The sequence below is a fragment of the Chitinophaga filiformis genome (genome assembly GCF_900102545.1).
Lineage (GTDB): Bacteria > Bacteroidota > Bacteroidia > Chitinophagales > Chitinophagaceae > Chitinophaga > Chitinophaga filiformis.
This window is the reverse complement of record NZ_FNBN01000003.1, coordinates 1,129,290-1,143,633: the sequence shown is the minus strand read 5'-3', so window position 1 is coordinate 1,143,633 and position 14,344 is coordinate 1,129,290. Positions and strand designations below refer to the sequence as shown.

Sequence of the window (14,344 nt, the reverse complement as noted above, 5' to 3'; positions counted from 1 at the left end):
ATTAATGCTGAATATTTATATTTTTTAAACGTATAGTGCGGATACCAAAACGAGGTATCGATAAACGGATGATTGTTTTACCTGCCTGTTGAGCTGCCGGAAGCGTTTCCAGCGACTGACCATCCAGTCGCTCCATGATGGCAGCAGCAGTGCCGGAAACAGACAAGGTATGTTCCCTGTTATCACCGGCCGCATTATATACCCGGATCAGCAGGTCATTTCCATCCATCATCATCGCAGGTATCTGCCAACGCTGATCTGCCACAGAGAGCAGGGAAAATGCAGCTTCGCTGGCAGCAGGCAATAGTTTCAGGGGTTCACACCAGCGGGCAGCGTCCTCACTCACACCGCCTTTATCCCAGGTGCCGCTATGCGGAAGAATGGCATAGTGTATATCTGTCGGGCCTGTCACATTATAATTGCGGCCCCATAGTGCGGTACCGGTAAATTGCACCGTAAAGCCCAGGGGATAGTTTTCTCCGTGTACATAACTGGTCGTATGATCCGCAAACAGTGCCAGCCCGGTTTTACCATCTGTTACATCTGCCCAGTGTAGCAATACATTATTCTTGATACTATCCCAGCTACTGAAAAAAGTATTTGTCAACCGACTCTCTGTTACATCATACGGCGCATCTTTACTTAGCTGCTGCTGTGCCAGATTGAGCGGAAGCAGGACCTGCAATTTGAAACTGTCGTTATAAAATGCTTTGTGATAATCTTCCACCCGATAATGCTTCGCCGGAGGCGCACCAATACCCGGCTCACCCTGCCAGTCAATTTTCAGCTGCATATCTATGCGGCTTGCAGCATTCGCTAAAGTGATCAGCTGCGTAAACGGATGTCCGCCGATAGCGCCTTTGATCTCTACTACAGTCCGTGCGGGATTGTCTTCTTTCAGCCTTACGGCTGCCGCCGTATCAGTGCTGGAACGCCAGGCCGATTGCTGATAAAAATAACCTCTCAGTTCATTAAAACTGCGTGAATGGTTACGATCTACCATTTCCCGGTTCTTCAGTTGTTTCGCGATCAGACTGGTAATAACTCCGCCTCTGGCCGGATCTATGATCATCCGGTACTGATCTGTTTCTATCTGGTAGCGACCATCTGCTAATTGTCTGTTGCGTGTTGGACGAGCAGCCGTCTTTGCACCTTCGCTGATATGATAAACATTGAATCCCATCGGCGCAACGCTGGCTTTAAATATCAGTGAACCATCCCGCTGTATATATGCCTTTACCGCCTTGCCCCTGTTATCAGTCACCTTTGCCGAAGCGCCCTTGTAAGCAGGTACCACTACCCACTCTTCTCTGGCAATGGCAGTGGTGTTAAGCACCCGTAAAGCACGATCTGTCCCCGTTCCCTGCAGGAGAATACTATCACTCACACGCAGCGTATTATCTGTCCAGTCCTGCACCTTATCTATCCAGGTATCGCCCTTGCTGCCATTATAAGGCACGATCCAGCAGTCATGATGCTGAGAAAGTAACAAAGTCTTCCAGGCGCTGTCCAGGTCAGCTTTGGGCCAGGGAAGATGCTGTACCAGCGAACTGATAGCTGCATACTTTTCTGCGGCAGCCAGTTTATTCTCTGCCCGTCTCACCTGTTGTGCGATGCGTTGTAAAACCTGTGCGCCCCATACAAGGCTCACTTGTAAATCTTCCTGGCTGAATGCCCATACGGCAGCATGTTGCGTATCTGCTACATGACCGATATAATGACGCCAGGTTTCGTATTTCGCCTGTTGTTTCAACCAGGGACCATTACGCCAGCCGGCATCCTGTAAACACATCCCTATTGGTTGCCGGATACCGGCAGCAAGTGCTGATTGTATATACCCGCTGCTGTTATTCCAGGCAGTCGTCTGCCAGGTGGAATTAGGCAGCAATGCTTCTACACCATATCTCGGTACAGCAGGTAATATACTTCCGTCAGGCCCCTGCCATTGCACCACTTCACCACCAAAGGCACGGGTATATCCACCCCAGCAGGTATTCGGATTTTTCAGCGCCGCATATTTAAAGCCAAAGGATAACAGCACCTGTGGCAATGCACTGGTAAAACAGGGCTCTTCACTGGAATAAGTACTGAAAACAGCGCCGGGAAAATGCTGTCTGACATGCTGCATCCCGTAACTGAACTGCCGGATCATACTCTCGCCTGAACCAGTATACAGATAGCTCTGTCCGTAACCCGGATTGACATATTCGATCCTCCCTGCATCCGACTGATCGGCAAATAACTGCTGCAGCCTGGCATATGCTGCCGGCTCTTCCACCTTCGCCACATCCCAGGTTTCAGGTTCTATTTCCAGGTTGATCTTCCATTCAGGATGCGCCTGTAACTGCTCTACAATGTATTGGGTATATCCTGGCGGATAGTGTCCGTACTTTCCGCCATGATAACCATCGATAAAATAGTGTTGCTGGGCAATGGACTGCCCTACCCCAACGGTGCATAACACCGCGAGGCAAAGAATAGTATGTTTCATCTTGTCGTTTAAAGTGCTAAATCCGGGTTTTTCTGAACTTCCGCTAATGGCAGCGGGAACGCAAGGTCTTTCAGTTCAAAGGCCCGCAGGTGATTCGGTGCTTTGTATCCTAACAGGCTGGTCATCGTACCGTTGACCACATCAAACGCTTTACGTGTGCGCAACATGTCATACCATGTCTGGAATTCAAAACAAAGCTCCCAGTATCTCTCTTTCAGAATATCGTCTGTTGTTAATATTGTTGGTTGCACTGCTGCCGGAAACGCCCGCTGACGCACCGCATAATAAGCCGCAATCGCTGCCGCATCTGTGGTACTGCCACCATCCAGCTGACTCTTTGCTTCTGCACACACCAACAACACATTTGCGTAACGTATCAGTGGAAAGTTAGCGCCCGAACGCCCCGTTTTTTCTGCATCCGCATCCCAGAACTTAAAAATATAAGGATCTGAAAACGTGATCATTTCTGTTGGTTTATCATATCGCGGATAGCGGGTATAATAAAACGCCTGCTCCTGTTTACGGCCATCATTCGCCGCATAAGAGTTATAGAAAGCAAGTGTCGGCGCCATCGCCCCACCATAGGCCGGCTGTATGGAAATCGGCTCAGTAGGATATGGCAGATACGCACCATGAATATTACTTTCCGCCATCGTCGGATGACGTTGTAACATAAAGATGTTTTCTCCCGTATTCATCTTCGCCGGATCACGGAGATCTTTATAAGTCTCAAACAGATTAAACTGCCTGCTGTTGATCACCTCCAGCGCCTTATCATATGCCTTCCCGTAATACGTGATTCCCCTTTGCATCGGGTAACCGGCCATTGTCAGGTATACTTTCGCCAGCAATGATTTCACCGCCCCCAGACTCACATGCCCGCTCTGATCTACCCAGGGCAAACCGCTGTTCTCGGCCTTTAGCAGGTCTTTCACAATCTGATCATACACCGCTTCCTTTGGTGAACGGCGGATCCTCACATCATTCGGATCTTTCGTTGTGGTCAGTTTCAGTGGTATGTCCCCGAAGAGCTGTACTCCCTGGAAATAATACCAGGCGCGCATAAAATACGCCTGTCCCAGGTACCGTTGTTTAGTGGTCTCATCTATGAGCGTACTGACACTCACATTTTCTATCACACTATTACAGTTCTCTACCGGATAATAAGTCGCATTCCACCATGCCTGCAGCCTGGAATTAGCGGCATCCAGTCTGTCCAGCCGCAGGAACTGATCATCTTCAAAACCCGAAGGTCTTGGGCGTCGGCTGTAGCCGGTGATATACTCCAGAGAATACACCGGGCTAACAGCTACGCCTATATTCTCAGTATAGGGAAGCGACAGGCCCTCATAAGTGCCATTGACAGCCGCTTTGATCTGCTCTGCCGTTTTATAGTAATCGTCAAGCCCCAGGGAACCAGATGGCTGTTCATCCAGGAAGTTGACGCAGGACGTTAAGACCGTCAGCAAGGGCAGCAGAAAGCGCATTCGTTTCATATCTCAATTCCTTTATTCAAAATGTAAGGTTTAGGGTGACGGCCATCGTTTTTGCCTTCGGATACTGGTACAGATCTACCCCCTGATTAAAGTCGCCGTCAAAAGAAGAGGCTTCGGGGTCATACCCTTTGTATTTCGTGAAGAGAAAATAATTCTCCGCACTCACACCCAGTACTGCCGACCGCAGATGACAGCGTTTCAGCCATACCGATGGCAAACGATAACCCAATGTGATATTACGCACCCGCAGGAACGATCCTTTCTCGATATTATAACTGTCGATCTCACTGTCAAAACCATCACCTGGTAAACGCAGGGCGGCATTCATTGTGCCCTGATGTTCCGGTGTCCAGGCATCCAGCAGACTACTGTAACTATTTGTAGCAGGCGCCGCATTTTCCATAATCAACCGCGTCAGGTTCGCCAGGCTATGCCCGTATATCACCTGCAGATCGAGGGCCAGGGAGAAATTCCGATAGTTGATGGTATTCACAATACTACCTTCGAAATCAGGCATCCCATTCCCCAATACTGTACGGTCTCCCGCGTCTTTCACCTTGTTATGATTCAGGTCTGCATATTTGAGATCGCCCGGTTTCTTCCCGTATACAGCCGCTTCTGCTGCTTCATTTGTACCCCAGGTGCCCAGTCGCTGATAACCATAGAATTCATTTAAGGGCCTTCCCTCCATGATACGTCCTGCCCACGGATACATGATATCTCCGTTCAGGTTCAGCACCAGCGAACGGTTCATGGAATAGATCAGTGAAATATTCCAGGAGAAATTCTTTCTGCGGATGTTCTCCGTCGTCAATGACAACTCAAGTCCCCTGTTACGGATCGATCCTATATTATCAAACACCCCTTCATATCCGGAGGTAGACGGCAACAGCTTAAAATAGAGCAGGTCTTTGGTGATCCTGTTATAGACATCTGCGGTAAACTGTACCCTTCTATCCAGCAAGGTAGCATCCACACCAAGGTTCAGCTGATGCGCCCTCTCCCATTTGAGATCCCGGTTACCCAATCCGCCGAGTGTGGCAGAAGGCTCTACCTGTCCGCCGAAAGGCGTCTGACTACTATTAATCCTGCTCTGTGTCACATAATCGCCGATATCAGAATTACCCACTATACCATAGCTGACCCGCAGTTTCAGACTGTTGATGCTACGCACATCCCGCAGGAAAGGCTCCGACGATACACGCCAGGCGGCCGAAAAACTGGGGAAGTAACCATAGCGGTTATTAGCGCCAAAACGCGAGGATCCATCTGCCCGCAGGGATATCCCGAACAGGTAGCGGTTATCAAAGTCATAGTTGAACCGCATGTAAAACGAATTCATCGCATTCCGGCTTGAACCGGATGTTGGCCGCTGTGGCACCAGACCTGTCTGCAGACTATTATACGAGAAGAAATCATCAAAGAATCCTTCACTGCCTGCCTGTGTATTCATATTGGCAAAGTAATACCAGCTGGCGCCGGCTACGCCTGTCAGATGATGTTTCCCGAAATTATCCTTCCAGGTAAAATAATCTTCCGAAGTCCAGGAACCGGTCTGACCGTGCCCCCGTGTAGCCACTCCCTGTTGTACATCGGAATAACCGATGATATCCCTGCCGGAGAAATATAAATTATAGCTGGCGCCTGTTTGTCCGCTGATACCTGCGGTAAACTGCAGCTTAGGACTCAGGTAAAAGGTAGCCAGCAGATTGCCCATAGTATAAGTACGTCCTGCTACGGATTGCACCTCATTCATCAGCCGCACCGGATTCTCAGAACTCTCTGCTCCCGGATAATCTGCTTTCCGGGAGTAAGTGCCATCCGGGTATCTCACCGGGAAAAAGGGCAGAAATTCATAGATCTGGCGTACGGCATTCAGGCCAAACGTATTTATGTCGACGTTATTCTGCTTGAATGCACCGCTATTCAGCACCGTCTGAATGTGCAGCCATTTCTTTACGTTCCAGCCGAGATTGATAAACCCATTCACCTGACGGGAATAACTGTTGATCAGGATTCCCTGCTGATCGTTATAAGAAAGTCCTGCCAGCGCAGCAATGTCTTCTTTACCTAATGAAAACGACAACGCATGTTCATGCGACACCGCCAGTCGACTTGCTTCTTTCTGCCAATCCGTATTATACTTAGGCGTACCATCTGCATTGAACAGCTCTTCTTTCCGGGAAAACTGCCTGTCAGGATCAAGATGCGGCGCAATACGGCCAGGCTGATATTCATACTCACGTTTGAACATCTCCAGGGCTTCATTTGCATCCATCAGGTCTATCTCCCGGGCCAGTGTAGCAAAGCTGAGGGTATTACGGAAGGAGATGGCCGGTGTGTTTTTACCGCCCTTCTTTGTGGTGATGGCAATCACCCCGTTTGACCCTCTGGCCCCATAGATCGCAGAAGCTGCCGCATCTTTGAGCACATCCACTGACTCAACAATGTTCGGATCGATGTTCATAGGGTCAGCGCCTACAATACCATCGACCACATACAGCGGACCGTTATAAGCATTGATAGAACCCGTACCCCTGATCTTCACGATAGGATTACCACCCGGTTTACCCGAATTCATCATTACACTAACACCTGCCACCTTACCGGCTAATCCCTGCATAACGTTTAAAGTCGTCGCCCTTTCATTCAGCTGCTCTCCTTTTACGGTGCCGATGGCCGTGGTCAGATTCTCTTTACTGGCAGAACCATAACCGATCACCACCACTTCCCGGAGCGCAGATGAACCAGGCTGTAAGACAATGTCCTGCGGAGCAGACAGCGAAACAGCCGTTTCCTGGCCCTGAAAACCCAGCAGGGAAAAACGTAAAGTGTCTCCCAGGCCAGCTTCAATACGGAACGCTCCTTCTTCATCCGTGATCACCCTGCGTGCAGTACGTTTTACGGAAACACTGACGCCAGGCAATACATGCCCTTCCGCATCCGATACATGACCTGTGTGTAGCAGCCGTGGAGCAGCGCTGTTCACAGGCTTCCTTTCCTCAAGGATCAATATGTTGCTACCTCTCAGCTCATATTGTAAAGGTGGAGGCAGGAGTCTGAGCACCTGCTCAACTGAAATATTTTTTTTGCTGATGGTGACCTTACCGCTCCGGGCGATTTCCGACGGATTGAATACAAACCGGAATGCGGTTGCGGCTTCGATCTGTTCAAATACTTTATCGAAAGACTGATTGACGACCTGTATGTCAACCGTTGTACGTCTCAGATCTCTTTCTGTACCCGTTTGTGCAAAGACATTTCCGGCCATCACTAAAGCGCATAGGAATAACAGGCAGGCCATTTTGATGGCGCGCCAATGCAGGCACTCCGCAATTCTCTTTTCATAACTTCCCATTATCACTTCATCCGAACAGTTGGATCCGGTCAATGATGTGGCTGCGCATCATACACCAGGTATTCCTCACTACCTGGTTCCTGCCGGTAGTTGAAACCATATATATCGCATAACATGCGTAGAATGTCCTTTATAGGCTCATCCTTGCCGAATCTGGCAGAAAGCAGGGCGGAAGCTGTTTTTTGTCCGTCGAAGCGGATATGCACCTTATAACGGCGTTCCAGCGTACGGGCAATACTTTCAAAACTGGCGTTTTTAAATACCAGCAGCCCCTCCCTCCAGGCGCCAAAATCAGCCGCACTGATATCGTATTTATTTATCCTGTCAGCCGTCGCCTTATACACCGCCTGTTGATTGGCCGCAATGGCGACGTCTGCATGTTTCTCCGTCCTGACCGCCACCTTACCGCTACTCACGGTTACAGTGATCGAATCAGCAGGCGCATAAGCGTCGATATTAAAACTGGTACCCAGCACCTGTACATCGAGTTGTCCAGTATGTACCAGGAAACCCTCTTCCTGCCGGGGCGCGATTTCAAAGTACCCTTCCCCTTCCAGCCATATCTCACGGCCATTCTGCTGTGCATAGCGTATTTTACTATCCGCATTCAGCCAGATGATACTGCTGTCCGGCAATGTGATCTTCCTGATACTTCCCTTCTCAGCCGTTGCTGTGATCATGTTCCCACCAACTCTCTGCTCCGTCGTACGGTTAACAGCATAATACACGCCGCCTGCAGCAAGCAGTACCGCCACACTGGCGGCTGCCCACCAGTAACGGGCACGGGGCCTGAGTACCCGTAACGGCGCCTCTGCCTGACTGATTTCCCGATGAATGCGGGAAAAGAGCAATTGCTCCAGTGCCACCTGCTGATCAGCGTTTAATTGCTCCGTGACGCCCTTATGCGACGCGAAAGACGCATACCATGCATCCACCTCACTGATCTCCTCCGCAGAGGCCGTACCATCGAGATATTTATCCAATAATTCTTTTAACCTGGTGTTGCTTATGTCCATAGTTTCTAAACATTAGACACCTGAAAAGCGTCCTACCGCCACTGTATTTAAAATTTGCTGAAAATTTCCCATCCAAGCAGTACCAACAGCATCAGCCAGAACAGTGTAAAGTTATATTCTTTCAGGCGTGAACGCAGTATTTTCAATGCTTTCACCATGTGTTTCTCCACAGTGTTCACCGATATGCCGAGCCTTTGTGCAATATGCTGATACGACAGATGCTCCTTCCGGCTCAGGAAAAAGACCTCCCGGCATTTTTCCGGCATGCCCGCACAGGAAGCGTCGATCTGCTCCTGTAACTCCTTCAGTTGCAGACTGGTGGCGGCATCAGCCTGATACAGGCCATTGTCTGCCAGCATATGCTGCTGATAAGTGTTACGCACAACTTCAGCCCGTACTGCGTTCAGTACTTTATTTTTTAATGAGATATGCAGATAATTGCGGAGAGAGGTCCGGAGTTCAATCGTTTCCCTTTTCAGATACAGGTTCACAAGCAGGCTTTGAACCAGTTCCATAGCAGTTTCCTGTACTTTTACGCGGCGATAGGCCGCATCCAGCAACTCCTGCCAGAAACGTCTGAAAATTTCTTCGAATGCTTTGTCGTCCCCCTTCTTCACGAGCAGGAACACCTCTTCATCGGTAAACGTGGAATAATCTTGTCGCATCGCCTGAGTTCAAACTACCAGCTAATATAATCGTTTTAGCACAAGTTCCTAAATCTCCCCCGAAATTAGCGATGCGGAGATTTTCAACGCCTGCTGATGGAATAAGGTTTGTCGGCTGCTTCCAGTCCTCGGCCCTTAGCCGGCTCCTTACCCATTTCCAGTACCAGCACTCCGCCATTGGTAATATCCGTGTGCCGGATCCAGTTATGTGGATACGGACGGCCATTGAGGGTGGCAGACTGTATATACACATTCTCCGGACTATTACGACGCGCCTCTACGACAAACTGTTTCCCGTTTTCCAGGGTGAGTGTGACCTTCGGGAACAGCGGACTGCCAATTACATACTCATCCGTACCCGGACACACACTATAGAAACCAAGAGCGCTCATGACGTACCAGGAAGACATCTGCCCCTGGTCCTCATCACCGGGGTAACCGTCCGGACCGGCATTGTACAGCCGTTTCATGACGTCTCTGGCATGTGCCTGTGCCTTCCACGGCTGACCGGCATAATTATACAGGTAGATCATATGCTGTACCGGCTGATTGCCATGCGCATATTGTCCCATATCCGCATTGACCATCTCCGTCATTTCATGGATCATCTGACCATAATAGCCGACATCCACCTTATTCCCGGTACTGAAAACGGAATCCAGTCTGGCAATAAAACGGGCTTCCCCTCCCATCAGGTCTATCAGCCCCTGCACATCATGAAATACCGACCATTGCCAATGCCAGGCATTACCTTCTGTATATGGACCGCCCCATTTCACCGGATTAAAATCTTCCACCCAGCTGCCATCCAGTTTACGCCCCCGCATAAAACCGGTGGCACTGTCATACTGATTCTTATAATTGTAAAGGCTACGCCCGAATACATACTGATAGAATTGATTCCCTGTCAGCTTTGCCAGCTGATACGCACAGAAATCATCATAGGCATATTCCAGGGTCTGGGAAGTACTGCCATGCGATTCCGGAAAGCTGACATAACCCAGCTGATAATACTCCTTCCAGCCCGCACGGCCATTAGCGCCACCCCAGGGACCTTTATTCATGGCTTCATGGAAATAAGCGTCCAGTGCCTGCTTCGGATCAAATGTCCGGATCCCTTTCACCCAGGCATCCGTCAATAGGGAAATAGCATGATTACCCAGCATACCGCCCGTCTCTCCGGGGAAAGACCAGGCCGGGAACCAGCCGCATTGTTGCTGTGCATCAAGTAATGCCTGCATATAACGACCTTCCATCGTGGGATGCAAAATCGTATTCAGCGGAAACTGGGCACGGAAAGTATCCCAGAAACCATTATCTGTATACATATAACCACTGTGTACCTTGCCATCGTAAGGACTGAAATAATGAGCTGCGCCCTGTGCATCATATTCGAAGAACTGATGTGAAAACAGGTTGGCGCGGAACAGACAGGAATAGAAAGTGGCTTTATCTTCTTCGGAACCGCCTTCCACCAGTACCCGGTTGAAAAGCGTATTCCAGGTTTTATTAGCAGCCGCCCTTGTCTGTTCCAGATCCTTAAACCCGGCCAGTTCCTTTTGCCAGGTCAGCTCCGCCTGTTCGGCACTGATATACGAAGAAGCGACCCTCGCCTGTACCTTTGCGCCATTACGGAAGCGGATAAATGCGCCCATCCCCTTCCCTTCTCCGGAGAGAGCATCCGTAAAGATCTGTCCTTTTACATTTTCCCAGGTACCAGCTGCTTCGAATGGCTGATCAAAAACGATCACAAAATAGTTCCTGAAGTGCTGCGGGATAAACCGTCCGTTCGTAACATAGCCGGTGATCTTTCTTTCCGCCGGATAGATCTTTACACCACTTAGCGCATTATAACCATCCAGTACAACATAAGCCGGTGTTTTTGCCGGGAAAGTGAAACGCAGATGTGCCCCTCGCTCTGTAGGTGTTACTTCCGCAGTTGTCTTATTATGGAAAGTTACTTTATAGTAATCCGGTCTGGCCGTTTCATCTTTATGACTGAATGCGGCCGCGCGTTGTTCCTCGTTCACCTTCAGGGTTCCTGCCACTGGCATCAGACTGAACACTGCATAATCTCCTACCCATGGACTACACTGATGCACCTGCTGAAAACCACGGATCGTTGTAGCCTTATACTGGTATTTCCAGCCATCGCCGTTATTGCCGGTCTGTGGGGACCAGGCGTGCATCCCGAAGGGCAGCCCTGTCGTCGGATAAGTATTCCCATGACTGAGGGCATATTCAGAATTTGTGCCCTGTAAAGTATTCGCATAAGCCACCAGATCCTTTTGTTGTGCAGACGCCATTATCCCGGCTCCGCATAACAACGTTGTGATAATTTCCCTAAGCATAGAATGTAATAATGTTTTATCGTCGTTGAGACACCTGTCTATAATAGACACCTGAGATGGCGGTTACCGCCAGTGGAATTTAAGAGAGCGCCTTATTTACCTGTCAGCCGCTATCATCAGTTACAAACCAATTTTTGAATAAGGCACCCTGATGCCTTTCAATCTGTAATAATACGGATCCAGCCATGCACCTTCGCAACCATCCAGTCCGCAGGCAGAGAAGTTGACACTATACGTCAGCAACAACTCATTTCTGCCGTTGTTAAACTCCGGATGGATGACAGGCGTATAGTAACGGGTGTATTGTTCCTTAAAATACTCCAGGATGGTATATACCTTAATCTGTGCGGTAAATGGTCCTGTGGGAGAAGTAGACGTAGCAATATACACGCTTCTGTCAGGATCGCAATTGAATCCCTGATCCATTGTCATGAGGATATACTTGCCATTCAGATAGGCCACACTGTTACTACCTCTGGCGTCGGCAATCTTTGAAGCGGCGCCTGCTGCGGGACTGGAAGTCCATGCTGATCCACTCCAATATTGCCATTGCAGCGGATTACTTTCAGGGAACCTTGCCACATGTATATAACTGGCATAACCGAAACTCGTTGCCTCGCTACCGAAAGCATATACATAGCCATCTCCTGGTTTTACCAGGCCGGTAGAATAACTGATAGCGGTATAATTGTTAAATCCATTCGGCATCAGACGTTCTGCAGTCCATTGTGTAGTGGTACTCTGCCTCAGGCGGTACAGGGATTGATTGGTCGCATTCAGACCATTCCCTTCACCGCATTGCATATAGACTTTGTCACCGATCTCTACACCCGGACCAGGCCAGCTCCAGTCAGTACCCGGCTGTATATTACAGATCTGTTTGGGTTTACCGGAAGTGCTGTTGGGAATAGTCATATTAGGTGCGTTGTTCGGGTTCCAGTCTGTTTTCGACGGCTGTATAAATATGGAGTTATTATAACTGAAGAAATTACCGCAGTTGAACATACCATTTGACTGTACCTGCGATCCATCCCAGGCATCCTGTGTTACCCATAGCACTTTTCCATTGTTAGCACCCCATGTCAGCGGAATCGTATTGCCCTGATCAAAGGCTGCGGATCCCAGACTGGCGCTGTTACGGTTAAAGAAGCGTACCACCTGGTCGTCGCGATAGGTATCTGGCGCGATCTCTGTAATTGTCCAGTACTGTCTGTTATCACTCGCAGTAGTCTCCTGTATGACCTGCGCACCATTACTGGTAGACCCACCAGCTACAGACAATGATAAGCCATTACCTTTATTGACAATGCGGTATTGTCCGCTGCCAACATCTGTAAGGCTCCACAATTGCTGATCAGCCGCCAGGGGGAACGCAGCATATTGCTGCAAGACCGTACCAGATGTGCCGGTACCGGAAGGCACATCCACCAGTTTACCACTGTGGAGGTTACGGATGTGATAATATCTCGTACCATTAACTGTTGTCTGATAAATCAGGTGCCATTTCTGCCACCTGTTTGTTTCTGTACCAGAAAGGGAAGTCTCCCATTGCTGCAGCAATGCGTTGTCTTTAAATTTAGCGTTTTGCACAGGATTTCCTGCTACTTCCAGGAATTTGCTGCTCTTGACATTTTTGATGCTGACAGTAATATAATCAGCCGTAATGGCCTGGCTGATACCTACTGTATTATCAGCGTGCTGTGGTTTATCAACAGGCGTCAGCAAACTTTGTTTGCAGGCCATGAATGTCAGCAGACTCATTACCAGCAATGCCGGACTCTTTTTCATAAAGTGGATTTTAAAGGTTAAGTATGAGGTTGATAACAAGTGTATAGGCGCTCTCCACTTTATTAGACACCTGTGGCAATGACATCCGCCATTCTTTCTTCGCGTTTTTCAAAAAATAGTTTGTGGGGCCAAATGACGATATACTAAACCTAAGACGTGATGTATTTCAGGGGATAGCAGACCCTACCAGACGGGCCATCCTGTTATTAGTGGCTTCGCAGTCCTTGACGATAGGCGTAATAGCGGCCAACTTCATTGTCCTCCTATATCTTCACCTCCTTCAACATCATCCGAAGTCGTTTTACTGCACTCTTTTCATATGCATCTCTCAGTGAAACAATTGTAACAGCCCGCATCACATTTTTTTCCTTAATGGATATAGCAACAAACTCCTTCTCCGGCGCAACCGTTTCAATATGAATCGTATGCCAGTTCCCTGTCCGCACCAGGTCCAACATGGTAGGAATATCATTTACTTCGATAGCAAATTCGGGCACCTGACCTTTAAACATTTCGCGAACAAAATGTTTGGTGTTATTGCCCTGCGTTGCCAATACCAGGGGAAGTCGTGTGATTTCTTTCAAAGTAACGGAAGGTATATGTGATATGCCCGATTTCGCTGACGTGATCAGTCGCATTGGAGAACGAAACAATTCCTCCGTTTCAAATTGTTGAGAAAGACTAAAATCTTTGAATATCAATATCATGTCAAGTTCGAATCGCTCCAGCATTCCTATTAATCCGTCTGATACTCCGTAAACAATTCTCGCCTTAATTGCCGGGAATTGATTTGTAAAGCGTATCAAAGCCTGCGTAAAGATATTCCGCAGTCCGTAGCTGACGCCGATAAAGATAGTTCCTGTATTAAGCTCATTTAAATCTTCTATCAGCAACAGGCCGTCATTTGCTTTTTTTATACATTGGGATGCATAGTCCGCAAACAATTGACCAGCCTCGGTAAGCATGACCCGGTTGCCTACCCGGTTAAACAAAGGTGTTCCTAATTCTATCTCAAGCTGCTTTATCTGCTGGGATAATGTACTCTGACTGATATGCAAACTCTGAGCCGCTTCCGTGAAGTTCAACAGCTCCTTTGCTTTTAAAAAATATTTCAGTTGTCTCAATTCCATGACAATCGGTTTTATCGATGGACTGCATCGAAAAATACAGTTTTGCCAA

8 protein-coding genes and 1 pseudogene are annotated in these 14,344 nt (G+C 48.6%); 1 reads left to right on the top strand and 8 read right to left on the bottom strand.

The features are described from left to right. Position 1: 1 nt before the first annotated feature. From BLR32_RS16825 to BLR32_RS16795, 7 genes are all read right to left on the bottom strand, one after another. The gene (locus BLR32_RS16825; RefSeq protein WP_089833794.1) at positions 2-2,491 is read right to left on the bottom strand and encodes a glycoside hydrolase family 38 C-terminal domain-containing protein; all 2,490 of its coding nucleotides are present in this window, start codon (positions 2,489-2,491) and stop codon (positions 2-4) included. Positions 2,492-2,499: 8 nt separating this feature from the next. Further along, entirely contained in the window at positions 2,500-3,987 is a 1,488-nt protein-coding gene (locus tag BLR32_RS16820) for a RagB/SusD family nutrient uptake outer membrane protein (RefSeq protein ID WP_089833792.1), read from the bottom strand. A 16-nt stretch (positions 3,988-4,003) separates the two neighbouring features. Next, entirely contained in the window at positions 4,004-7,345 is a 3,342-nt protein-coding gene (locus BLR32_RS16815) for a SusC/RagA family TonB-linked outer membrane protein (protein WP_089833790.1), read from the bottom strand. Between the two features lie 29 nt (positions 7,346-7,374). Further along, the gene (locus BLR32_RS16810; protein WP_089833787.1) at positions 7,375-8,361 is read right to left on the bottom strand and encodes a FecR family protein; all 987 of its coding nucleotides are present in this window, start codon (positions 8,359-8,361) and stop codon (positions 7,375-7,377) included. A 47-nt stretch (positions 8,362-8,408) separates the two neighbouring features. Beyond that, on the bottom strand, positions 8,409-9,026 hold the full coding sequence (locus tag BLR32_RS16805) for an RNA polymerase sigma-70 factor (protein ID WP_089833785.1): 618 nt from the start codon (positions 9,024-9,026) through the stop codon (positions 8,409-8,411). A gap of 83 nt (positions 9,027-9,109) precedes the next feature. Next, positions 9,110-11,377 carry a GH92 family glycosyl hydrolase gene (locus tag BLR32_RS16800; RefSeq protein ID WP_089833783.1) on the bottom strand — a complete coding sequence of 756 codons (2,268 nt, stop codon included), beginning with the start codon at positions 11,375-11,377 and terminating at the stop codon, positions 9,110-9,112. A gap of 120 nt (positions 11,378-11,497) precedes the next feature. Beyond that, positions 11,498-13,165, bottom strand: a complete 1,668-nt coding sequence (locus tag BLR32_RS16795; RefSeq protein WP_089833781.1) for an RICIN domain-containing protein — start codon at positions 13,163-13,165, stop codon at positions 11,498-11,500. A 140-nt stretch (positions 13,166-13,305) separates the two neighbouring features. Here BLR32_RS16795 and BLR32_RS34355 point away from each other — a divergent pair. Further along, a pseudogene (locus tag BLR32_RS34355) lies at positions 13,306-13,419 on the top strand (transcriptional regulator); the annotation flags it as partial. A 9-nt stretch (positions 13,420-13,428) separates the two neighbouring features. Here BLR32_RS34355 and BLR32_RS16785 read toward each other — a convergent pair. After that, entirely contained in the window at positions 13,429-14,295 is an 867-nt protein-coding gene (locus BLR32_RS16785) for a LysR family transcriptional regulator (RefSeq protein WP_089833779.1), read from the bottom strand. Positions 14,296-14,344 lie beyond the last annotated feature (49 nt).

Bases quoted from the DNA above. Each gene is read 5' to 3' on its own strand.
- BLR32_RS16795 (WP_089833781.1), bottom strand. From the start codon at position 13,165: ATGAAAAAGAGTCCGGCATTGCTGGTAATGAGTCTGCTGACATTCATG.
- BLR32_RS16805 (WP_089833785.1), bottom strand. From the start codon at position 9,026: ATGCGACAAGATTATTCCACGTTTACCGATGAAGAGGTGTTCCTGCTC.
- BLR32_RS16820 (WP_089833792.1), bottom strand. From the start codon at position 3,987: ATGAAACGAATGCGCTTTCTGCTGCCCTTGCTGACGGTCTTAACGTCC.
- BLR32_RS16825 (WP_089833794.1), bottom strand. From the start codon at position 2,491: ATGAAACATACTATTCTTTGCCTCGCGGTGTTATGCACCGTTGGGGTA.
- BLR32_RS16785 (WP_089833779.1), bottom strand. From the start codon at position 14,295: ATGGAATTGAGACAACTGAAATATTTTTTAAAAGCAAAGGAGCTGTTG.
- BLR32_RS16810 (WP_089833787.1), bottom strand. From the start codon at position 8,361: ATGGACATAAGCAACACCAGGTTAAAAGAATTATTGGATAAATATCTC.
- BLR32_RS16800 (WP_089833783.1), bottom strand. From the start codon at position 11,377: ATGCTTAGGGAAATTATCACAACGTTGTTATGCGGAGCCGGGATAATG.
- BLR32_RS16815 (WP_089833790.1), bottom strand. From the start codon at position 7,345: ATGGGAAGTTATGAAAAGAGAATTGCGGAGTGCCTGCATTGGCGCGCC.